The 22,345-nt window shown below is 61.3% G+C and carries 20 protein-coding genes; all 20 read right to left on the bottom strand.

Features of this window, described 5'->3' with window-relative positions; translation table 11 throughout:
• Positions 1 to 38 precede the first annotated feature (38 nt).
• The gene (locus tag QYS36_RS05595) at positions 39 to 4,463 is read right to left on the bottom strand and encodes a glycosyltransferase (protein WP_308838561.1); all 4,425 of its coding nucleotides are present in this window, start codon (positions 4,461 to 4,463) and stop codon (positions 39 to 41) included.
• A complete protein-coding gene (locus QYS36_RS05590; RefSeq protein ID WP_308838560.1) occupies positions 4,460 to 4,876 on the bottom strand; it encodes an FdtA/QdtA family cupin domain-containing protein in 417 nt (138 codons plus the stop codon). Before QYS36_RS05590 ends, QYS36_RS05595 begins: the two co-directional genes overlap by 4 nt.
• Positions 4,867 to 6,003 carry a DegT/DnrJ/EryC1/StrS family aminotransferase gene (locus tag QYS36_RS05585; RefSeq protein WP_308838559.1) on the bottom strand — a complete coding sequence of 379 codons (1,137 nt, stop codon included), beginning with the start codon at positions 6,001 to 6,003 and terminating at the stop codon, positions 4,867 to 4,869. The genes QYS36_RS05590 and QYS36_RS05585 overlap by 10 nt, the downstream gene beginning before the upstream one ends.
• Positions 5,987 to 6,469 carry an acyltransferase gene (locus tag QYS36_RS05580; RefSeq protein ID WP_308838558.1) on the bottom strand — a complete coding sequence of 161 codons (483 nt, stop codon included), beginning with the start codon at positions 6,467 to 6,469 and terminating at the stop codon, positions 5,987 to 5,989. Before QYS36_RS05580 ends, QYS36_RS05585 begins: the two co-directional genes overlap by 17 nt.
• On the bottom strand, positions 6,466 to 7,638 hold the full coding sequence (locus tag QYS36_RS05575; RefSeq protein ID WP_308838557.1) for a CDP-glycerol glycerophosphotransferase family protein: 1,173 nt from the start codon (positions 7,636 to 7,638) through the stop codon (positions 6,466 to 6,468). The genes QYS36_RS05580 and QYS36_RS05575 overlap by 4 nt, the downstream gene beginning before the upstream one ends.
• The gene (locus QYS36_RS05570) at positions 7,607 to 8,278 is read right to left on the bottom strand and encodes an NTP transferase domain-containing protein (RefSeq protein ID WP_308838556.1); all 672 of its coding nucleotides are present in this window, start codon (positions 8,276 to 8,278) and stop codon (positions 7,607 to 7,609) included. Before QYS36_RS05570 ends, QYS36_RS05575 begins: the two co-directional genes overlap by 32 nt.
• Positions 8,254 to 8,856: an HAD family phosphatase gene (locus QYS36_RS05565; RefSeq protein ID WP_308838555.1), complete on the bottom strand. Its 603-nt coding sequence runs from the start codon at positions 8,854 to 8,856 to the stop codon at positions 8,254 to 8,256. The genes QYS36_RS05570 and QYS36_RS05565 overlap by 25 nt, the downstream gene beginning before the upstream one ends.
• Before the next feature lie 5 nt (positions 8,857 to 8,861).
• Positions 8,862 to 9,620, bottom strand: coding sequence for a class I SAM-dependent methyltransferase (locus QYS36_RS05560; RefSeq protein WP_308838554.1), 759 nt, complete (start codon positions 9,618 to 9,620; stop codon positions 8,862 to 8,864).
• Positions 9,621 to 9,784: 164 nt separating this feature from the next.
• Positions 9,785 to 11,029 (bottom strand): flagellar hook-associated protein FlgL, encoded by a 1,245-nt coding sequence (flgL, locus tag QYS36_RS05555; protein WP_308838553.1) that lies wholly within the window; start codon positions 11,027 to 11,029, stop codon positions 9,785 to 9,787.
• A 147-nt stretch (positions 11,030 to 11,176) separates the two neighbouring features.
• Positions 11,177 to 13,216 (bottom strand): flagellar hook-associated protein FlgK, encoded by a 2,040-nt coding sequence (flgK, locus tag QYS36_RS05550; protein WP_308838552.1) that lies wholly within the window; start codon positions 13,214 to 13,216, stop codon positions 11,177 to 11,179.
• A 6-nt stretch (positions 13,217 to 13,222) separates the two neighbouring features.
• Entirely contained in the window at positions 13,223 to 14,446 is a 1,224-nt protein-coding gene (flgJ, locus tag QYS36_RS05545; RefSeq protein WP_308838551.1) for a flagellar assembly peptidoglycan hydrolase FlgJ, read from the bottom strand.
• A 12-nt stretch (positions 14,447 to 14,458) separates the two neighbouring features.
• Entirely contained in the window at positions 14,459 to 15,556 is a 1,098-nt protein-coding gene (locus QYS36_RS05540; protein ID WP_042553173.1) for a flagellar basal body P-ring protein FlgI, read from the bottom strand.
• 11 nt (positions 15,557 to 15,567) lie between these two features.
• Entirely contained in the window at positions 15,568 to 16,281 is a 714-nt protein-coding gene (gene flgH, locus QYS36_RS05535) for a flagellar basal body L-ring protein FlgH (RefSeq protein ID WP_308838549.1), read from the bottom strand.
• A 61-nt stretch (positions 16,282 to 16,342) separates the two neighbouring features.
• The gene (gene flgG / locus QYS36_RS05530; protein ID WP_308838548.1) at positions 16,343 to 17,128 is read right to left on the bottom strand and encodes a flagellar basal-body rod protein FlgG; all 786 of its coding nucleotides are present in this window, start codon (positions 17,126 to 17,128) and stop codon (positions 16,343 to 16,345) included.
• Between the two features lie 45 nt (positions 17,129 to 17,173).
• Positions 17,174 to 17,914, bottom strand: coding sequence for a flagellar basal body rod protein FlgF (locus QYS36_RS05525; protein ID WP_027906147.1), 741 nt, complete (start codon positions 17,912 to 17,914; stop codon positions 17,174 to 17,176).
• A 193-nt stretch (positions 17,915 to 18,107) separates the two neighbouring features.
• Positions 18,108 to 19,589 (bottom strand): flagellar hook protein FlgE, encoded by a 1,482-nt coding sequence (locus tag QYS36_RS05520; RefSeq protein WP_308838547.1) that lies wholly within the window; start codon positions 19,587 to 19,589, stop codon positions 18,108 to 18,110.
• A gap of 43 nt (positions 19,590 to 19,632) precedes the next feature.
• The gene (flgD, locus tag QYS36_RS05515; protein WP_192423226.1) at positions 19,633 to 20,304 is read right to left on the bottom strand and encodes a flagellar hook assembly protein FlgD; all 672 of its coding nucleotides are present in this window, start codon (positions 20,302 to 20,304) and stop codon (positions 19,633 to 19,635) included.
• Between the two features lie 14 nt (positions 20,305 to 20,318).
• Positions 20,319 to 20,762 carry a flagellar basal body rod protein FlgC gene (gene flgC, locus QYS36_RS05510; RefSeq protein ID WP_308838546.1) on the bottom strand — a complete coding sequence of 148 codons (444 nt, stop codon included), beginning with the start codon at positions 20,760 to 20,762 and terminating at the stop codon, positions 20,319 to 20,321.
• A gap of 11 nt (positions 20,763 to 20,773) precedes the next feature.
• Positions 20,774 to 21,184: a flagellar basal body rod protein FlgB gene (flgB, locus tag QYS36_RS05505; protein ID WP_308838545.1), complete on the bottom strand. Its 411-nt coding sequence runs from the start codon at positions 21,182 to 21,184 to the stop codon at positions 20,774 to 20,776.
• A gap of 289 nt (positions 21,185 to 21,473) precedes the next feature.
• Entirely contained in the window at positions 21,474 to 22,301 is an 828-nt protein-coding gene (cheR, locus tag QYS36_RS05500) for a protein-glutamate O-methyltransferase CheR (protein WP_308838544.1), read from the bottom strand.
• Between the last annotated feature and the right edge of the window lie 44 nt (positions 22,302 to 22,345).

Genomic DNA, 22,345 nt, shown 5'->3' with positions numbered 1-22,345 from the left:
TGAGCCCGCCATTAAAACCGCGCCAAGGCATCGACGTCTCAGTCAGGCAGCCAGGCGCGCTGCCAGGCCAGCAGGTTGTCGCCCTCCAGCATCCAGTCACGCATGACCTGCGCGTGCAGCGCTTCACCGGCGCGAGCCGTTGCGTCCAGATCGGCCACATGCATTCTTATGGCCTCTACCCAGTCCCGATAACGGTTCTTGACCCGGGTCACCGGCAGGTTTCCCTGATAACTGCGCACGTCACTGCACACCACGGCAAATCCACAGGCCCCGTACTCCAGCAGGCGCAGATTGCTCTTGCATTCGTTGAACAGGTTTTCTTCCAGTGGCGCCAAGGCCAGATCCAGATTCAACGCTGCCAATGCCCGCGGATAGACACTGATATCGACACCCTCGTGAACCTCCTTGACGGCAGGCCGCAGTTTGTCGGGGCACATGCCCATGAACACCCAATCGACCTCATCGGCGAGGGCCAGCACGACATCGGCAATCATCTCCAGGTCACCGGTGTGCCCGATGCCTCCCGCCCAACCGACCCTGGGTTTCCCCGAGCGGCTTCGCCCGGTGGCAAGCCCCTTCCACCAGGCAGGCGGCAAACAGTTCTCGATCACCCGGATATCGTCGTGCAAGCCGCTGCAGGCATCGGCCAGGGCCTGAGTCGACACGACGAAACGGTCGACGTAGCCCAGGGCGCGACGCATGGATTTCAGGATGTCCTTGGGCATCTGCGCGCGGTGGACGCTCTTTACCGGCAAGTTAGGCAGGTAGTCGTCGAGCTCATAGACCTTGAGCGCGCGCGAAAAGGCCTGCATGCGGCGCATCGCATCGAAGCGCTCATCGCCGATCTGCTTCTGCAAAATGATCACGTCCGGGTCGTAGCGCTCCAGATCCGTCACGTGCATCAGCCCCGGCGACAGCCCGCCGTCGATCAACCCGGCCTGTTGCAAGGCGGTAAATGGCTGAATCACTCGATAGTGCCCCGAACCGTAGTTGTCGGACGGATGGGCCAGCACGGTGGGCACCGGCTTCCATGACGACAGGGGCCGCCACGATAACGCCGTGTCGGCCAGCTTGAAGCCCCCCGGCTGGGAGAGCGAGAAGTTCGGGTTGTAGGCAGGATCGCGGGCCAGCACCGGCAGCCACCTGGCATACAGGGCGTCATGCTCGGCGGTAGTGCCCCGGGTGCTGTCTAGCGGGTCGAGCATCAACTGCGAGAAGGGTGTCCACACGGTCAGATAGCCGGCCTGGCGCGCCTTCAGGCAGAGGTCGACACCCGCATAGCGCCACGGCATCTCGTCCTCGCTCAGCCCACCCTGCTGCATGAACACGGCCTTGGCAACCAGCAGGCACTCATGGCCGACGGCGCTGCTGTTCTGTGCCACCTGCAGGCGCTGCATATAACCCGGCGCATCCAGGGGCTCACCGACATAGGGCTTGCCCACCGGCCCCTCGAGCCCGAGGATCAGGCTGGCCCGCGCGATTGTCCCGTCTGCCGACAGCAGCTTGGCGCCGACGCAGGCCACCTCCGGACGTTGTGCGTGATTGACCAGCTCGTCCAGCCAGTCCTCGCTGATCGCCGCCGTTTCGGCCGACAGCAGCAGCAGGTAATCCCCAAGCGCCTGCTCGGCAGCCTGATTGAGCAGCGCCTGAGGCGCCAGCGCCTGCTGCCCGGCAGGCAGTACCCGAATACGCGCTTCGCCAAGGGAGGCCAACGCGCTGAGCCAGGTACCGACCTCATCAGCCTGCCGATGCTGCTGAATCAACAGCAACTCATAGTTCGGGTAACGGGTATTTTCGAGAATGCTTTCCACACAACGCTGCAGGTGCTCGAGACGCTCCTCGGGGAGAATCAGAAACGACACCAGCGGAGCTTGCCCATGCCGGTAGTCGATCTGGTAGCGAGCGGGCTTGCTGGAGCTGACCACGGCATTCTGATACCCGCGCTGCTGCAGATGCAGGGTGATCGCCCGCTGCTCGGCAGCGTTATCGGCCAGTGCAGGAGCCTCGGTGATCAGCAAGGGTTCAGCCACATGGCCCAGACCATCGAGGCCGCCTTCATTGATCAGCCTGAGGATAAGCTCGAACTCTGCCGCCTGCTCGAAGGCAGGGTCGAAGCCGCCGGCAGCCACTACCACGTCTCGACGGAACAGCCAGTGCCTGGCCATTCCCGCCGGGAAACTCAACAGATAGTCGAGGTTGAAGGCCGGCCGCAACGCGGCTGCTAGCTGCCCATCTTGGCGGAACATCTCATCGCAATAGATCGCACGGCAATCCGGCGCGGTCAGCAGTTCCAGCCCCGCCATCATAAGGCCTGAAGGGGTCAGCTCATCGCCGGCGCGTAGCAGTAGGCACCAGTCGAAAGACGAGGCAGCCAGAAGCTCATTAAGGGGCGCGATCCATTCATCAGGCCGCACCGTCAAAACCTGGCAGGATGCCGAATTGACGCTGCCTTCAGCGCTGGTCAGCACCAATGCCTGCAGCCGCTCATAGTTGTTGCGCGCGCTGTTCAGGGAGGCGAGCGTACGTGCCAGTGCTGCATGATCCCCTTGCAGATCGACGATCAGGATACCGAAGTGTGGCGCCCCGCCCTGCCCTTGCAGGCGCTCGTCCACCAGGGTTTTCTGAGCAGGTGTCAAGGCGCGCCGCTGCAGCCATGCCTGCATGCTTGGCGGTTGGCGGGTGACCTCGACCTCAACCCCAAGGCGCTGCAGCAGGTTCGCCCGACCCGCCTTGACCGCAGCACTGCCCGCGTCGGCGTGGCGCCGGTACATCTCCATATACAACGCCGGATAGTCCTTCAGCGCTTGCTGAGAGCGTCGCTCGGCGGACGAGTCGTCAGCGCGCATGCGCACCTGCACGGTTTCCTGCTGCAGGTGGTGGAACGGCAGCCGCGCGGCGAGGCGCATCAGAAAATCCCAGTCCTCCAGGCCTGACAAGGTCTCGTCGAACCCACCAACCTCCAGCGCAGCGGAACGCGGCCAGGCAAAGGTATTGATCGGGATGTAGTTGTCGACGAGCAGACGTTCGCGCGAGTAAGCCCCATGGGGATAACGCTGCTCTTGATTGACGATGTGGCGCACCCCGTTCTCAACGCGCTCTGCAATGAACAAGGCGTCGCTGTACACCACTTCCCCCGGGTGCTCCTGCAGCGCGTCTGCCAGGGCTTGCAGGTGGTCCGGCAGAAAGATGTCGTCGTCGTCGAGATAAACCAGGTACTGACCGCGGGCCAGGCCATGCGCAGCATTGCGCGCCGCCGCCGGCCCGGCATTGCGCCCCTGGCGCAGGTAGGTAATACAGTAGGGATACTGCTCCAGAAGCGACTCGACACCCTGCCCATGGTCATTCACCAGAATGACCTCGAAATCCTGCAGCGTCTGAGCCTTGACGCTGTCCAGCGCGAAGCGCAGCAGTTCGCGCCTGTTGTAGGTGGTCATGACAATCGAGAACAGGAACTGCGATGGCGCCATGGACAATTCGCCCTTGGCCATCAGCGCAGTATGTATCGCATCAATTCTGCGTTGATAGGACGCCGTGGTTTCAGCCGGATAAGCGTTTATCCGCTGCTGATACAAGGCCCAGATGGCATCACCGTTGGCGATCATGCGCCTGCGCGTAGGCGCATCGGCGAGGTTCATTTCCAGAATTTCGGTGTGTTCGCGCAGCGGGCGCTCGCTGCCGTAAAAGCTGTTCGATATCTGCCCGGAATGAATGCGGTAACCCACGCTCGCCTGGCGCAGAAAGACGAAGTCAGGGAACTGGCGCGCCAGGCGAATCCACAGCTCCCAATCACCCGCCAGCAGGTCGTGCCGGTGGATCCCCCCTTCGGGCAAGGCGACATGAGGCAGCGCGCTGCGTCGCAGGATCGCCGCCGAGGGGGTGATGTAACTGTCGAAGGTCAGCAGGTCCGCGACCTCGTCACGCCCGCCGGAGTAGGATTGCTGGCGGTGGCCCGGATGATCGGCGTAGCGGATGAACGTGCCATTCTCATCAATCCAGTTGCACTGGGCATACCCGAGCGCTGCACCCGGGCAGGCATCCATGGCCGCCACGAGGGATGCCAGATGGCCCGGATAGAGAACATCATCGGAGCCCAGAACCACCAGGTACCGGCCACTTCCCGATTGAACGCAGCGATTGTAATTACCCGCCATCCCCAGGTTGACCGGGTTGACCTGAAAACTGAAGCGCGGATCGCCAACGTAGCCCTTCAGCACCTCGACACTGTCATCGGTGGAGCGGTCATCGAAGACCAGCAGCTCGAGGCTTACGCCTTCCTGGGACAGCACCGACTCGATCGTCTGCGCCAGGTAGGGGGCATTGTTATAGGACATGACGGTAACGGTGACATCGACATCGTAGCGAATGCCCGCCTGGCCACGTCGTGAAGCCTTCAGCCCGTTGAGACTCGCCAACCCATCGAGCAAACGCTCGAGTGGTGGAACGTTAGAACTGACAGAGCTCATGCCGAAGGTCCTTGTAACGCCTTTTTGAATGCATCGTAATCCCTGAAATAGTCATCTTCGTCGTAGAACTGCGAAGCCATGACCATGCACACGGAGCCGCTGGAGAAGTTGTCGATTTCACGCCAGATCATGGGCGGAATGTAGAGGCCGTAGTAGGAACGGTTCATGTGATATTTGAATCGGGTGCGGCCATCGTCCAGCAAGATATCGAAGCTGCCCGACATGGCGATCAGCAACTGGTGCAGCCCCTTGTGTGCATGGCCACCGCGATGGGAGCCACCCGGCACATCGTAGAGGTAATAGACACGCTGGATGTCGAACGGAATATGCCGGCCGCCTTCGACGAAAGTCAGGTTGCCGCGCGGGTCTTCGATCTTTGGCAGATCAATGATCTTGCAATCTTTTAGCGACATGAACCCTCTCCACTCTCGTCATGCGGAAAATCGTTGCACGCATCGATCACCGACGCCACGTAGTCCTCTGGCATCCCGGGATAGAGAGGCAGGCTCAGCACTTGCCCAGCCATGCGTTCCGCCACTGGAAGGGAAAGGCTGGAAAGCTCGGAATAGGCAGCCTGTCGATGAATCGGCACGGGGTAATGAATCAGGGTGGGAATTGCACAACGCTGCAAATGCGCTTGAAGCGACTGGCGTTGCGCGCAGCTCAGCACGAACAGATGCCAGACATGGCTGAGCGGCCACGAAGGTTGGCTCGGCAGGGTGATCGCCGGGTGGGCTATGCCCTCCAGGTAGCGATTCGCAATGGCCCGCCTCTGCTCGGCGTCTTCACCCAGCCTGCGTAACCTGACCCGCAGCAACGCCGCCTGCAGCTCGTCCAGGCGCGAGTTCACGCCTTTCGCGTCGTGAACGTATTTCTCGGAGGAGCCATAGCTGCGCAACTTGCGTACTTGCTCAGCAAGCACGCCATCATTGGTGGCAACCGCGCCACCATCGCCAAGCGCACCCAGGTTCTTCACCGGAAAGAAACTGAATCCCGCGGCATCCCCCAGCGAACCCGCCACACGGCCGTGCTCGTCACATGCGCCATGGGCCTGCGCCGAATCCTCGATCAGCAACAGATCGTGCCGCTGCGCCAGCTGCCGCAAGCCAGGCATATCAGCCAGTCGCCCATAGAGATGAACGGCGATCACCGCCCCTGTTCGGGGGGTGATCGCGGCCTCGACGGCGGCAACCGAAATGGCAAAGTCGCTCTCCTGAGGTTCGACCAGCACCGGAACCAGGCCGGCTTCGGTAACGGCCAACGCCGTGGCGATAAAGGTGTTGCCTGGCAGTATCACCTCCGCGCCCGGAGCAAGCCGTCCGAGCTGGCGATAGGCGCGCAGGATCAGCGTGAGGGCATCCAGGCCATTGCCCACCCCGACCACATGATCAACGCCGCACAGTTGCGCGAATTCGTGCTCGAACGCCTCGACCTCAGGCCCCAGCACGTACCACCCGGAATGTAGAACACGGGTGAATGCCGCATGCAGGGCATGCTCATCGCGCGCCATGAGCGCTTTCAGGTCAAGAAACGGGCGCATGGCGATCATCCAGATAACGCACGACTCGTGCAGGGTTGCCGACGACCAGCGCATGGGCGGGCACATCCCGGGTGACGACCGAGCCGGCACCGACCATCGCCCCGGCACCGATGGTCAAGCCGGGCAGGATCACCGCCGCGGCTCCGATCGAAGCACCGGCCTCGATGTGTGTCGGCAGGAAGCGCTCGGGCCGTTGCCGCGAGCGTGGAAACGGATCATTGGTGAAGGTGACGTTCGGGCCAATGAACACATCGTCACCGACCCGCAGGCCATCCCACAGATAAACGCCGCATTTCAATGTGACCCGGTCGCCCAGCACCACATCATTCTCGATGAAGCAATGCGCGTTGATATTGCAGTCACGACCGATGACGGCATCGGCCAAGACCACCACGAACTGCCATATCCGCGAGCCATCGCCTATCTGGCGACTCTGGATGTCCGCGAGCGGATGAAGGGTTGTCATGCCATCAGCCCCTTGAGCACGTCCAGTACACGGCGCCCGGCGCCACCATCGAGTTGGTGGAAGAAGTGCCTGATCGCTGCGCTGCGACTGTGGAGCAGTGGATCCTCGTCTCGCCGTAATTGATCGAGAAACGCGGCGACCTGCTCGGTATCCACAGCGCTCTGATACTGACGTACCACCGCAGCGCCCTCTTCATTGAGACCCAGGCCATGGGGGTTTTTCAGGTACAGCACCGGCTTGCCGGTCGCCAGGTACTCCATCAGGAAAGACCCGGCATCGCTCATCATCGCCGAACTGGCGGCGAAGGCATGGCGGTGATCAGAGCGCTCATCGATGATCACGCCCAACGCGCTCAACTGCACCTTGAGATCCGCTATCTCGTGCTCGTTCAGAATGTTCAGGTTGATCAGCTTTTTCCATAACAGCGGATGGGGGCGCAACAGCAGCACGAGATCCGGACGCGAGGCGAACGCATCGAGAATGCCGGCCGCCAGTTGATCGAAGGTCGACCACAGGTCGCCATCGAATGAAAAGTGCGCGTTCCACAGCACGGCCTTGCGCTCGCCAATCGCCGCCAGCAGCGCTGGGTCCACTGGAAACTGCGCGATATCGACCAGCCCATCCATACGCGGATGCCCGGTGACGTGGACATGGCCGGCACCCGTCGGGCAATGGCGGGCGAACATCTCGCGAACACTTTGCGACCTTACAAAAACGGCATCCGCATGAGCGGTGACGGGCTGGCCGTACTGGTAGACGTAGTTCTGCTCGCCGCCCCCCACTTCCAGACCATAGGGGATGTACGCGGTAAGCCCCACACGTTGGCGAAGCTCGGCAAATTTATAGGCGGCCGGCCTGGTCTCATCATAAGGCGAGGTGTACAGCACGGCGTCAATCCGCTCGCCATCGAGCACATGGGTATCCCACGGCACGAACGGCACGCCAAGCGCGCGCAGGTGCGCCTCAGCCTGGTCGCGCTGCCACTGGTAATCGCGATGGATGAATGGCAGCAATATCACCGAGACGTCGACTGCATCGTCAGCCCGAGCGGCCTCCCAGACGGACCGTACATTGGCCCAGGACTCAGGCAGTTGATGAAGGATTAACAGGTGCTTTTTGGCGGTGTTGATCGAGTCGTTATGCATAGTTATCTCTATCGAGCCATCCATCTGCAAGAACCTGGCGCGCCATATCAAGGTCGGCAATCGTGTCGATATCGAATGCCTTGATCTCGGCAGCGCGCATGGGCAGAGACGCTTCAAGTGCCTGGTAGACGTAGATGGGTTTGTCCACCACAACCGTCGGATCGATGACGGCAATGCCGGTCCATTCCCAGGCATGCTCTGGCGCCCGCGTGAACGCGGTGACGCACGCGCCGGCTTCGTCGAGGAGCACGCGAACACCATCGCTGGTCGTATAACGGGAAATACCGATCAACTGCGTGCACTCGTTGGCTGCCGCCATGAAGGCGTTGAATGATGCCGGCTCGACGACGGTATCGGCATCGATGACCAGAAATCGCTCCTGCAAATGCCGCGATACACGATGGATGCTCTGGAGCGTATTGGTCCTCGCGTAGTCCGGGTTGCGAACGATGATCAGGTCGTTACGCAAGGACATTGCGTGGCGGATGACGTCGGTTTCTTCGAAGCCGACAACCAGCCAGATATTCTCCGCCCAACTCAGGCGTTCGAGGTGATAGTCGAGCAGCGTGCGCCCTGCTATTTCGACCAGGCACTTGGGCTTGTTCAACCCCAGCCTGGAGCCAATCCCGGCGGCGCTGATTACAACGTGTTTAATAGGCGACACAACGCACCTCCGTCGTTCACGACAAAGTCACTCAACTTCACCAGGAGGTGATTCGGGCTGTGGGCACCGCCAAACGCGATGCGCCAGTCTGCCATTTCGAACATCGGCACATCGTTCATGCCATCGCCGACGGCGATGATACGGTCGAAGCGATCGCGCAGGCCAAGGACGGCATCGCCCTTGTGCAAGATATGCTCGATCCCTTCGATGCGGGAACCGTTCATCTGCGCTATCGACGTGAAGCTCTGAATACCCAGGCGATCAAGTACGGGCTTGACCCACACATCGAGGTTGCCTGTTACCACGAAGCACTGATCAGGTCGGCTGGCGATGAACTTGATCATGTCCGCGTTGAATTCGACCTGCTCCAGAAGCGCTGAGTGAATCCAGTCGATATTCGCATCACGCAGCAAGCGAACGCGCAGCTTGAAGGATTTTTCGAATGGGAGAATTCCATTGATGGTCGCTTCGGTCAGTACCGATATCTCATCCTCCAAACCGACGGACGATGCGATCAATGGCAGCAGCTCCTGCTGAGTCAGGGTGCCATCGAGATCGAAGCAATAGGCTGTGGCCATAGCGCTCAACTTTTTTGAAGGATGAAATAGTGCTGCCGAGTTTCCGCTCTTTTTTCCAGATCAGCGGAAAACAGGCATGCAGATACCTGGATAGCAAAGGCCGGCAAGAGCTGCGCCTGCGCCAGCAACTCTTCCAACTCGGCAACCGTGCGGTAAATGGCCGAATACTCGTACCTCAATTCTTCTGAATAGAATCGATCAAGCGTCAGGCGCTCTTGCACACCCACGGGTTCGCGCAGGTAGATCTTTCCATCGGGCGCACATAATTCGCAGGCTGAACGCAACACCTTTATGCAGTCATCGTCATTGAGATAAATCAGCAGCCCCGAGATGATCACCAGATCAAAGGGTGGCCTGACCAGCAATTCGTCTGGCTGGATATCGATGGCCGACATGGTCTGGAAGCGCAACGAGTTGTCCCCCCGCTGCTGGGCTTCCTGCCTGGCCTTCTGAATCAGAGCTGCCGAGAAATCGATACCCAGGTAGTCGATGCCGGGAGCGGTCTGATGAAGAAACCAGCCCCAGCGCCCAACCCCACAGCCGATATCGAGAGCCCGGGCTGCTGCAGGAAGCTGCAGCTGTGGTGCCAGCACGGCTTTTTCGGCCTGATCGCGCTGCATGACCAGCTCGGGGTCATTGTCCTGATACATCGTGGTACTTAGAGCACTGGCATATTCTCGCCGGCCTCTCTCCTCGAAAAAGGCCTGTGTAGCCTCGTAGTCGATAGGAATGTTGGTTCCTTTTATCCGGCCTTGAGTGCTCATTCGTTCTCCACACGGGCATGGTAGGCGCGACGCGCCACTGGCGATCGACTCTGCGTCAATCTTCCGACATTCAAAGGCAATCAAGCAAAAGATTAGCCAACTGCAGAGAAGCTGCTACTGATTGCCACCTGCAAAAGCAGAATGTGGCACTACCCGCGGAGGGATCAAAGCTTATTGAACAGATTCAGACTACTGATCTTCACGTAGCTCTGCTGCGCAGCCTCGAGAATCAGCGTCTGGAATGACAGGCGCGAGAGCGCCTCGGGATAGTCCAGCTCACGCAGTTCGGCCTGCACCGACTTGTTGGCGAGGGCGGTGTCTTCGTTGCTGGTCAGCGTACTTTCGATGATGTTTCGGCGCGCACCAATGTCGCCACGGGTGGCGTCGACCGTGACGCTGGCATGCGACAGGTTGGTCATCGCCTGGGCGACGGCATCGCGAATCTGAAGGTTACCCTCCGGCGTTGCCGGCGCCTCCTCGAGCGACTTGCGCAGGCTGGCGATGGTATCGAGCGCGCCTTGTTTCTGTCGGTTGGGGTCGGAGGTGACGGTTACCGTATCGCCTGCCGCAGGGGCTCCATCGAAGTTGATCACCACGCCGCGAAATACCAGCTTGTCGCTATCCTCTGGTTTGTCGTCCATGGCGCCGGTGGCCAGTGCCGGGGCGGTGGTTCCAGCGGCAAACACCTCGTAGCTATTGGCATCCGGGTTGCCGAAGACGATATCCACGCCCCCATCCGGGAAACGCGGTGTAGCGCCAAATGCCACCTCATCCTGAACCAGCGGGGTGGAGGCACGCAGGGTCGACCCAGGCTGGGCGGCAACGGCTGCATCCAGGCGACCGGCATTGATAACGTCCTGAAAGACCTTCTTGCCGTTGTCGCTGATCGGTACGCTGAGCGAACTGGCAATTTCCAGCCTGCGCTGCCCTTCATCACCCTGATAGCTGTAAGTGCCATCGGCATTGCGTACGAAAGGCTCGGCTTTGCCTTGAAAACCCGAGAAAAGATATTCACCACGGGCATTCTTGGTATTCATCAAGCCGAGCAGTTCGTCTTCACGTTCACGCAATTCCGCGGCGATCGCCTTGCGCTGCTCGGGAGCCAGTGCGCCGTTACCGGCAGTGACAGCCAGCTCCTGTACCCGGTTAAGTACGGTATTTACCGACTGCAGAACGCTTTCCTCCTGAACCAGGCTGTTATCCGCCGCATTCAGGTTTTCCTTATGCTGGGTCAGCACGTTCTGCTGCTGCTCGAGTTGCAGCAGGCGCACCGATGCCACCGGATCATCGGCAGGCGTGAGGATGCGGTTGCCGGTACTGATCTGCTCCTGGGTGCGAATGGCATTGGCGTAGTTGCGCTGCAGGCCTTGAACGCCGTTGTTGAATGCCTGGAGAGTGGAAATACGCATAACTGCCTCACCTTCTCGAGCGGTACCTGGTCTGTTTGCCAGCGCCGCACCCGCTTGGGGATTTGTTCACCATCCGGCCAGCGCTGGATGGTTGATCGTGTGTTTGTGGGCTGAAGCCCACCCTACCAGCCGAGCGCGTTCACGCCACTACCTGAATGCCCCGATCAGGGTATCGAACAAAGAGCGGGCAACTTGAATCACCTGGGCCGAGGCGTTGTAGTACTGCTCGAACTTGATCAGGTTGGCCGCCTCTTCGTCGAGGTTGACCGCGGAGAGCGAGTCACGGTTGTCCTGCGCCTGTTTGAGGATAGCACCGGTGGCGTCGTTATCCTGCCGCGCCTGGGCAGTCAGGGTGCCGACCCGCTCGATCAGATCGCCATAGCTGTCGGTGAAACTGGAGCCGGTGGCGATGCCCGTTACGCTGGGATCGACGCCCACCACCTGCTTGCTCTGCAGGCCGACCAGCGCCAGGGCGTTACGGTTGTCGGAGACGCCGTTCTGGTTGAAGCCGATACTGAAGCGATCACCGTTTTCCGGCCGGCCGCTGAGGCTCATGTTGACGCTGGTGCCGTCTGCCATGGTCAACTGGAAGTTGTTCTGCTGCCCCGGCGTGAAAAGAGGCGTCGGCGCTGGCGTGATCGGCTGCCCTTTATTGTCGACACGGGTCAGCGTCGCACCGGCAGGCAGACCGGTGAAGTTGCCAGCGGCCGAGTCGTAGGTCAGCGTGAGTGGCGGGAAAGTAGCCTGCAGGGCCGCTGGATCGATATTGCTGCCATTGGACTGCAACGTCGGCTGGCTGATCACGCCATTACCGCGGTTCTGCAGGTTGGCCTCGGCGCGAATCGGCGCCGCGAAGGCCAGCTGATCGGCCTGGTCGAGGACTGTCGACATGGTCGAGGCGCCAATGCGGGTTGGCTGCAGCACGAACGAATCGCCAGCCGCTGGTGCGGGCGTGCCGAGCACGACCTGGAAACCCTGGTTGCGCCCACCGCTGTCCTGAAAACTAAGGGTACCGGGAGGGTTCTGCGTCACGGTCATCGGCTGATTGTCGCTCAGGCGACGGGCCGAATAATTGGTGCCGTCGAACTCCAGGCGATAGTCGCTGGTGGTCAGCACGGAGCTGTCGCTGATGTTCAGGATCGGTGAGGCATTGCTGCTATTGGTGGTGGACGGCAACACGCGCAAGCGCGCCAGCGACTCTTCGTTGAAGTCACCAAACAGCTTGGTACCCACCTGCCCCTTCAGGTCCAGACCCTGCCCCAGTTGGCTGTTGACCTGGTCGCTGATCGACAGCGCCAGGCGCCCGAGGGAGTTGAAGGTCTTGTCCAGCACCTCTTCGCGATAACGCAGAAGGCCGCCCAGCTCTCCCCCGGTCACCTGGGTCGTGATGGTTTGCCGGGAGGCGCCGACGATAAACTGGATCTCGGCGCGATTCGGATCATTGGCGCCGGGCACCACTTCCAGGCGCGCGGCGTTACTGCCGATCACCAGCGGCTGGCCGGAACCGATGAAGACGTTCTGGGTGCCGTCGTTCTGCGCCACGACGTTGACGCCCACGAACGTCGACAGCTGGCGCAGTGCTTCTTCACGCGCATCCAGCAGGTCGTTGGGCTGGCTGCCATTGGACTGGGCAATCGCGATGGATTCGTTGAGGCGAGCGATGGAGCCAGAAAGCCGATTGATCTGCTCGGTAACGGCGCCCATCTGCTTGTTGGCGAAGCTGTTCTGCTCGCTCAGGCGGTCGTAGACGGTATTGAAACGCCGGCTCAGGCCCTCTGCCTCGGACAGCACCAACTGCCGGGCCGGCAGGTTGGAAGGATCCTCGGCGGCCGTCTGCAATGAGGAGAAGAATTTCTGCAGCGACGGCGTAACGCCCGTGGTGGTGCCGGCCAGCAACGCATCGAGCTGGTCGATCTGACTCTTGTAGGCCTTCACGTCGCTGCTCAGCGCGGTGCTGCTGCGCAGCTGGGTGGTGAGAAACTCACTGTAGCTGCGGCGAATGTCCACCAGCGAGGTGCCGCTGCCAATGTAGCCGGCACCGCTGAATTCCGGCGTACGCGTGGCCTGGATGGTGTCCTGGCGCGAGAACCCGGGGGTGTTGATGTTGGTGATGTTATGGCCGGTAACGGCCAGCGAAGTCTTGTTCGCCGCCAAGCCCGACAGGCCAATGTTCAGTAAGTCAGCCATGCTTCATCATCCCCGGTTCGAGGGCGCGCCGTTGGCGGCGATCATCTGGTAGGTCGACAGCTTGCGGGCGATCTGCGACACCTTGCGGGCGTACTGCGGATCGGTGGCATAGCCGGCTTTCTGCAGTTCGCGGGCGAACTGCTCGGGGTTGGCGGTGGAGCTCAGCGCCTTTTCGTAGCGTCCGTTGCTCTGCAGGAAGCTCACGTAATCCTCGAAGCTGTGGGCGAAGGATTCGTAGGAGCGAAACGAGGCCGCTTCCTTCACCGGCTTACCGTTCTGGTACTCGGTGGTCATCACCCGAGCGGAATCGCCGCTCCAGGTGTTGTGGGTCTTGATGCCGAACAGGTTGTAGCTGCTGCTGCCATCGCCCTGCTTGATGATCGACTTGCCCCAGCCGGTTTCCAACGCCGCCTGTGCGACCAGATAGGTCGGGTCGACGCCCAGCTTGGCCGCGGCCTTCTCGGCCATCGGCAACATGGTTTCCATGAATTCCTTGGCCGATTTGAACGAGGTGCGGCTGGCGATCTCTTCGCTGCCGTTGATGTTCAGGCGGCGCTCGGCCGGTGCGGCGTAGGCCTTGGCCGGCAGCCAGTCGCCCTTGGCCAGTGGCTTGCCAACGGCGTCGCCAGCCGGGGTATTGGCGACGGTGGTCGCCGTAGCGGCTTCGGCGCCCGGCACGATGCCGGCCTGGATGCGCTGGGCCAGCTTGCCTGGCAACGACAGGCGGCGCTGGTTGATCAGCGTCACGTCGTTGCGCTCAGGGTCGACCGCGGCGGTGATCTTCTCGACTCGGGTCGGTGCCACATCGGCAGCCGCCTCGCCACGTGCCAGCGGCTTGCTCGGCGCCGCCGGCACGGGCGCATCGACCTGGGCGAACGGGTTGGGCCGCTCGCTGGTGTTCTTCATCTTCGACATCTGCCGCGCCATCACGTCGGCCAGGCCGATGCCGTTCTTGTTGCCGGCCATGGTCACCGACAGTTGCTGGTCGTACATGTCCTGGTAGGTCTTGGCCTCGTTGCTGTTCATGAAGTTGCCTTCACCGAACACCTCGTTGGCCGAGCGCATGGTCTTGAGCATTTCGTTGAGGAACAGCGACTCGAACTCCTTCGCAACCTTGCGAATGTTCTCTTCGTTGTCGCCACCCACCTTGAATTGGTTGAGGCGATTGAGATCGGTGTAGGCACCGCTATCAACGGTGCTGGTGCCGGCGGCCGAGAGTCGAGTATCCATGTCGCGTGTCCTTTAAATCACGATCAGGTCGGCCTGCAGAGCGCCGGCTTGCTTGAGCGCCTCCAGGATGGCCATCAGGTCGGAAGGCGCAGCGCCTACCTGGTTCACCGCCCGCACGATCTCGTCGAGGGTGGTGCCGGGGCCGAACTTGAACATCGGCTTCATTTCTTCGTCGGCGCCCACCCGCGAGCGCGGCACCACCGCAGTCTCGCCGCCGGACAGCGCGCCCGGCTGGCTGACGATAGGGTCTTCGGTGATGGTCACCGTCAGGCTGCCGTGGGTCACGGCGGCAGGCTGCACCCGCACGTTCTGGCCAATGACGATGGTGCCGGTACGCGAATTGATGATCACCTTGGCCACCGCCTGCCCGACATCGACCTCGAGGTTTTCCAGGATCGACAGGTAGTCGACCCGCTGGCTCGGATCCAGCGGCGCGCTGACGCGAATCGAACCACCATCCAGCGCCTGGGCGACACCCGGGCCGAGCAGCTCGTTGATGTGATCGACGATGTTCTTGGCGGTGGTGAAATCCGGGCGATTGAGGTTCAGGGTCAGGGTGTTGCCCTGATCGAAACCGCTCGGCACCGGGCGTTCGACCGTGGCGCCACCGGGGATGCGCCCGGCCGACGGCACGTTGACGGTGATGCGCGAGCCGTCGGCGCCGCTGGCGTCGAAGCCGCCCACCACCAGGTTGCCCTGGGCGATGGCGTAGGTGTTGCCGTCGATACCCTTGAGGGGCGTCATCAACAGGCTGCCACCGCGCAGGCTCTTCGCATTACCAATGGAGGAAATGGTGATGTCGATGGTCTGCCCGGGCTTGGCGAACGGCGGCAGGTCGGCATGGATGGACACCGCCGCGACGTTCTTCAGCTGCACGTTGCCGCCTTCCGGCACCTTGATGCCGAACTGCGCCATCATGTTGTTGAAGGTCTGTACGGTGAACGGCGTCTGGGTGGTCTGGTCGCCGCTGCCATTGAGGCCGACCACCAGGCCGTAGCCGATCAACTGGTTACTGCGCACGCCCTGGATGCTGGCCAGATCCTTGAGCCGCTCGGCTTGAGCGGTCGAGGCCAGCAACAGCGCAGCAACGGTGATGATCCATTTACGCATGGTCATGAACCTCAGAACGGAAACAGCGGGCTGGCGAAAAAGCGGTCCAGCCAACCTGGCTGGCTGGCATCGGCAAAGGCGCCGGTACCGGAATAGGTGATGCGCGCATCGGCGATACGGGTCGAGGCCACGGTGTTGTCGCGAGCCACGTCATCGGAGCGCACCAGGCCGGCGATACGCACCAGCTCGTCGCCGGTATTGAGGGTCATCCACTTCTCGCCGCGCACCACCAGCAGGCCGTTGGGCAGCACTTCGGCCACGGTCACGGTGATCGAGCCGGTCAGGCTGTTGCTCTGCCCCGCCTGGCCGGAGCCGTTGGTGTCGCGCTGCGCGCCGTACTGGGCGCTGAGCCCGAGGTTCTCGGCCTTCAGCGGGTTGAGGCCGGAGCTCGGGTTGTCGATCGATACGCCACCGCCGAACAACGAGGTCAGGCCGATGTTGGCGTTGCTGTCCTTGGATATCTGCGAGCTGGCGTTCTTGCTGGCCTGCATCCGCTCGCTGAGGCTGATGGTAATCACGTCACCCACGCGAAAGGCCTTGCGATCGCCGTACAGGTTGTTTTCGAACCCGGACTGGAAGATCGAGCCATTGTTCTGCGCGGCCGGCAATGGCGTACGCGGCAGAACGGGTGCGTAGTAGGGATCGTTGGGCTTGGCGACAGGCGCCACGCAACCACTCAGCACTACGCTGCCGAGCATCGAGAACACACACACCAAGCGGTTCATAACCACTACCTCACAGCGTTCAGGCGTATCAGAGGGCGGGCCGGTGCCCTACCCCGGGGTCTTAAAGATTCTGGGTAACGAAGGACAGCATCTGGTCAGCGGTGGAGATGACCTTGGAGTTCATCTCGTAGGCGCGCTGGGTGGTGATCATGTTGACCATCTCCTCGACCACGCTGACGTTGGAATTTTCCAGGGTGTTCTGCAGGGTGGTACCGAGGCCGTTGAGGCCCGGCGTACCGACCTGCGGCGCACCGCTGGAAGCGGTTTCCAGGAACAGGTTGTTGCCGATCGCTTCCAGACCACCAGGGTTGATGAAGTCGGCGATCTGCAGGTTGCCGACGACCTGCGGCTGCGGGTTACCGGTGGTGGTGACCGACGCGGTGCCGTCCTCGCCAACGGTGAAGGTACGCACTTCCGGCGGCAGCACGATGGCGGGCTCCAGGGCAAAACCCTGGGAGGTGACCACCTGGCCGTTGGAATTGAGGTGGAAGCTGCCATCACGGGTGTAGGACACCGTGCCATCGGGCATCAGTACCTGGAAGAAGCCACGGCCATTGACGGCCATGTCCATCGGTTGCTCGGTGGTCTGCAGGCTGCCGGCGGTGAAGATCTTCTGGGTGCCGTTGATACGCACACCGGTACCCAGCTGCAGGCCGGACGGCAGTTGGCTGTCCTGGCTGGACTGGCCGCCTGGCTGACGACGGATCTGGTACAGCAGGTCCTCGAACTCGGCACGATCGCGCTTGAAGCCCGTGGTGGACACGTTGGCCAGGTTGTTGGAAATGGTCGTCAGGTTCATGTCCTGAGCAGACAGGCCCGTCTTGGCGACCCAAAGTGCCGGAAGCATAGCGTTCTCCTCGGGTGCCGGATTCATGGCACCGCGTGTTGGTTATCAGCTCATTTGCAAGACGCGCGCCATGGCGGTGTCATTATCTTCTGCCGTGCGCATCATCTTGACGGACAGCTCGAATTGCCGGGACAGCGCCAGGATCGAGGTCATCTCCTCGACCGCATTGACGTTGCTCGACTCGAGAAAACCCGAGGTGATCTGCACCGTGGCATCTGCTTCCGGCGGCTGCGGGCCGTTGAAGCGGATCATGCCGTCGGTACCCTTTTGCATCTGCTTGAGATCGGGATTGACCAGCCGCAGGCGGTCGACCTCGGCCAGCACGCGGGGCGCCTCGCCCAGGGCACGGATGCTGATGGTGCCGTCCTGGCCGATCTCGATCTTCTGCTCCGGCGGCACGGCGATCGGCCCGGCATTGCCCATCACCGGCATGCCATTGCCGGTGCGCAGCATGCCCTGGGCGTCAACGTTCAGGCTCGCGGTGCGCACGTAGGCTTCGGTGCCATCCGGCGCCTGCACGGCCAACCAGCCCTTGCCACCGATGGCCACGTCCAGGTCACGCCCGGTTTCCTGCAGCGTACCCGGCGTGAAGTCGGTGCCTGGCCGCTCGCTCATGGCGAATACACGGGAAGGCTGGGTCTCGCCAAAAATCGGCATCGAACGCGCCTGCTCGAAATCACGGCGAAAACCGGTGGTGGAGATGTTCGCCAGATTGTTGGCGTGGGCACGCTGGGCCAACGTATTGTTGTGGGCACCAGTCATGGAGACGTACAGCATCTTGTCCATGTTTTCCTCCGAGGTGGGCAACGTGCCCGCGGCTCTGTCCACACCTCAAAAGCAATACACGTGCCACATCGCAAAAATAAAGCTAAGCAGCTGAATTAAAAGGAATTCAATAAAACAAAAAGGCTCCCGAGGGAGCCTGTAATTTGTCGTTCGGCGAGCCGTTGCCGGTTCCGGCAACGGCTCCCTGACGCTATCAGCGCAAGTTGATGATGGTTTGCGTAATGGCGCTTTCGGTTTCGATGGTCTTGGCGTTGGCCTGGTAGTTGCGCTGCGCCACGATCAGGTTGACCAACTGGTCTGACAGCTCGACGTTGGAGTCCTCCAGCGCGCCCGATTGCAGGCTACCCAGGGTGCCGCTCCGCGGTGTGCCAACCACCGGCTCGCCGGATTCCGAGGATTGCACCCAGGCGGTCTTGCCGACCGGGGTCAAGCCCTGCATGTTGGCGAAATTGGCCAGCACCAGCTGGCCCTGCACCTTGGTCTGGCCGTTGGTGTAGCGAGCGAAAAGAACACCGCTCTCGTCGATTTCCAGGCCCGCCAGCTCACCCGTGCTGTAGCCGTCCTGGACGACCTTGGCCACCGAGAAGGTGCTGTTGTACTGGGAGGAGCCGCGGAAGTCGAACTTCACCGCGTCACTGGCTTCGGAGCCGTTGGCGGCCCAGGTGGTGCCTTCGGCATTGGTGGGCGCCGCCGGAATCCAGCCGTTCATGCTGATGGTGCCGTCCGGATTGACACTCAGCCCGGCGCTCAGGCCAGCCGGATCGACGGTCTGCAACTTGCCAGCAGCGTCGAAGCTGATGTTGGCCGAGAGCGGCTGGGTATTGGCTGGGTTCAGCGGGTTACGGCCGTCGACCAGAATCTTCACGTCCCAGTTGTTGGCCCCGGTCTTGACGAAATACTGGGTGAAGGAATGCGCATTACCCTGGGCGTCATAGATGTTCACCGAGGTGGAGCGGTTGTAACTGGTCGGGTCCGCTGGATTGAACGAAGCGTTGGCCGCCGTGGTGCCCGCTGCAGCACCCGCCGCATTGGCAGCTGCCAGCTGTGCCGGGGTAGCCGCCGCGGTCGCTGCGGCAATTTCCGCCGGCGTCGGGTTGGGGTTGCCTGGCAACAGCGAACCGTTGAACGCCGTCTGGTAGGCACCGTCATACGCGCTCTGGCGCAGTACCGGCACGGTCTCGGTCGAGTTCAGGTTGAACGGCTGGGTAATGGTGCTGGTCGAGCGCGGCGCCTGGCTGGAGGTTTCCACCCGCAGGTCGCCGATGATGCCGTTCTGCAGGTTGCCATTGGCATCCACCCCGTAACCCTGCAGGTTGTGCCCGAAGTTGTTGACGATGAAGCCTTCACGGTCGGTGCCGAAATAGCCGGCACGGGTGTAGCTGATATCGCCGTTGTTGCTGGTGCGGAAGAAACCGCTGCCGTTGATGGCCAGATCCAGCGAGTTCTTCGTGTAGTTGATGTTGCCCTGACTGAACAGCTGGGAAACGTCACTGAGCAGCACACCACTACCGATCGGGTTGGAGCCGCTGCTGAGCATCGACGAAGCATAAAGGTCGGCAAACTCGGCACGCGACTGTTTGAAGCCCGCAGTGCCGGCGTTGGCGATGTTGTTACCCGTCACGTTGAGGTCACTGGTCGCAGCACGCAGGCCGCTAAGACCGATATTGAACGACATGAAAATTCTCCTTGCCGAAAACCCGGCAGTTACAGCCTGTTAGTTACTGACCAATGACCTGCACCTGCGACAACGGCACGTTGCCGATCCCCGCCAGGTTGAGCATCAATTCGTTGCCACCCAGGGTGACGCTGTCGACGTTGGCCGGCAGCATGGTGTACAGCCCCTTGGTTTCGTTGCCGTACGTGGCCTGGGCCTCGAACTTGTAGGTACCCGGCTTCATCACGTTGCCGCTGGAGTCCTTGCCGTCCCAGATGAAGCTGACGTTGCCGGCCTTTTGCTCGCCCAGGTTGATGCGATTGACCACCGTTCCGGCACTGTCGTAAACGTTGACGTACACGTTGCTGCTGCTGGTCGGCAGCACGGCGCTGGCCTTGAAGCTCTCGCTGGTATCGACGACGGCCTTGTCGACCGGCACGATCACCTTGCGACCGACCAGCGAGGACGCCTGCAGCGCCTGGGAAGACTGGTACCCGGACAGGATGGTCTCCATGCTCGAATTGAGCTTCTCGACCCCCTCCACGGTGCTGAACTGCGCCAGCTGCGCGATGAACTCGCCGTTGCCCTGGGGCTCCAGCGGGTTCTGGTTGTTCAGCTGGGCCACCAGCAGGTTGAGGAACTGGTCCTTGCCCAGCTCCTTGTTCTGCGTGCTGTCCTGCTTGACCTGGTACTTGTCCAGTACGGAACTGGAGCCTACGCCATCAACGGTGCTCATCGTTCACTCCCGGCTCACTGACCCAAGGTCAGCACGCGCTGCATCATCTGTTTGGCGGTATTCATCATTTCCACGTTGGTCTGGAAGGCACGACTGGCGGAGATCATGTCCGCCATCTCCTCGACCACGTTGACGTTGGGGTAGTACACGTAGCCCGCCTCATCGGCCGCCGGATGATTGGGCTCGTAGCGCGGCATCAGGCTGCTCTGATCCTCGACGATGCCCAGCACCTGCACGCCGGCACCGGACTGATCCTGATCGGCGAACAGCGAACCGTTGTTACCGCCCTGGGCATTCTGGAAAACCGTGGCGAACACCGGATGGCGGGCGCGATAGGTCTGGTCGATGCTCGACGAGACGGTTTCGGCGTTGGCAATGTTGCTGGAAATGGTATTGAGGCGCGTACTTTGGGCACTCATGCCGGTTCCGGCGATATTGAACACACTGGTCAGGGACATATCAGGCTCCTTTATTCACCACGCAGGGCACTGATGAGCCCTTTGAATTTACTGTTGAGCAGCGTGAAGCTGGTCTGGAAGGCCACCGCGTTCTCGGCGTAATTGGCCTGCTCCACCTGTGCATCGACGGTGTTCTGGTCGATCGATGGAGCAGTAGGGATGCGATAAGCCAGGGCCGCATCGCCCATTGGCACGCCTTCTGCTGCGATATGCCGACTGTTGGTGGTTTGCAGCCCGGAATTGCCAGTGCTGCTGCCCTTGGCTGCCTGCTGTGCCAGCACCGAGGCGAAATCCAGGTCGCGGGCCTTGTAGTTGGGGGTGTCGGCGTTGGCCATGTTGTTGGCCAATACCTCGGCACGCTGGGCGCGGAAGCCCAATGCCTTCTCGTGGATGCCAAGTGCCTTATCGAAACTGATGCTCATCTCAGGAACCTTTGCCGTAGCGGCTCGCCTGTTTTCGTGCAAACACCACAGCAAGGCACGTGCCAATTTATTTTTTTACTTGTAAATCAGGCTGTTCGCTGAAAAACAGGCGGCTTCGAGAGGCCAGGCGGCAAAGCTTTTCCGCCGTTTGGCAAGGAGGGAGCGGCAAAATCAACGAGGACTTGCCGCTTTTCTGACGCGGCGGCGACAGAACACTGTCAGCCGAACTGCACGTGAGCCAAACAAAACGGGAGGCCAAGGCCTCCCGTTTTTTCACGCTGCAGCTAGATCACTTGGCCTTGTAGATGATGCCTGGGCTGCACTGCACCATCTGATACTTCTCGGGCAGGCCGTTAAGCGCCTCCGAGGCACCAAGGAACAGGTAACCACCCGGTTTGAGCATGGCGTGAATACGCGTGAGGATGTCCTTCTTCACTTCGGCCGAGAAGTAGATCAACACGTTGCGGCAGAACACGATGTCGAACTTGCCAAGGCTGGCGTAGCTGTCGAGCAGGTTGAGCGGCCGGAATTCCACACGGCTCTTGACGGCCGGCTTGACCACCCAGCGCCCCGGCCCCTTGGGGTCGAAATAACGCTGCAGACGCTCCTGGGCAAGGCCCCTGCCCATGGCCAGGCTGTCATATTCGCCTGACTTGCAGTTGTTCAGCATGGTGGGCGACAGGTCGGTGGCCACGATCTGGATGCCCGCCTTGAGCTGGCCGATATTGCTGCGTTCGAATTCATCGATGCTCATCGACAGCGAATAGGGCTCCTGCCCCGACGAGCAGGCGGCCGACCAGATGCGCAGGCGCTGCCCGGGATACGCCTTGATAAGCTCGGGCAACACGCGATTCTTCAACACTTCGAAGGGATAGGTGTCGCGAAACCACAGGGTTTCGTTGGTGGTCATGGCATCGACCACCTGCTCGCGCAAACCACTGCGCGGCTGGTTCTGCATGCGCTGCACCAGCTCGCCCAGGGACTTGATGCCGGCGGTCTCCATAAGCTTGTTCAGCCGGCTGGAGACCAGGTACTGCTTGTTGCTGCCCAGCACGATGCCACAGGCCTTTTCCAGAAAGATCCGGAATTGCTCAAAATCCAAATTACCTGAAGACACTCGTGAGGCCTCGCCCATCTACTGAATCGGATACGACGAACGCT

Origin of the sequence: Pseudomonas sp. G34, assembly GCF_031119625.1 — a bacterium.
Taxonomy (GTDB): Bacteria; Pseudomonadota; Gammaproteobacteria; order Pseudomonadales; family Pseudomonadaceae; genus Aquipseudomonas.
The sequence above is the reverse complement of the archived record's forward strand: the minus strand, read 5'-3'. Positions and strand labels throughout refer to the sequence as shown.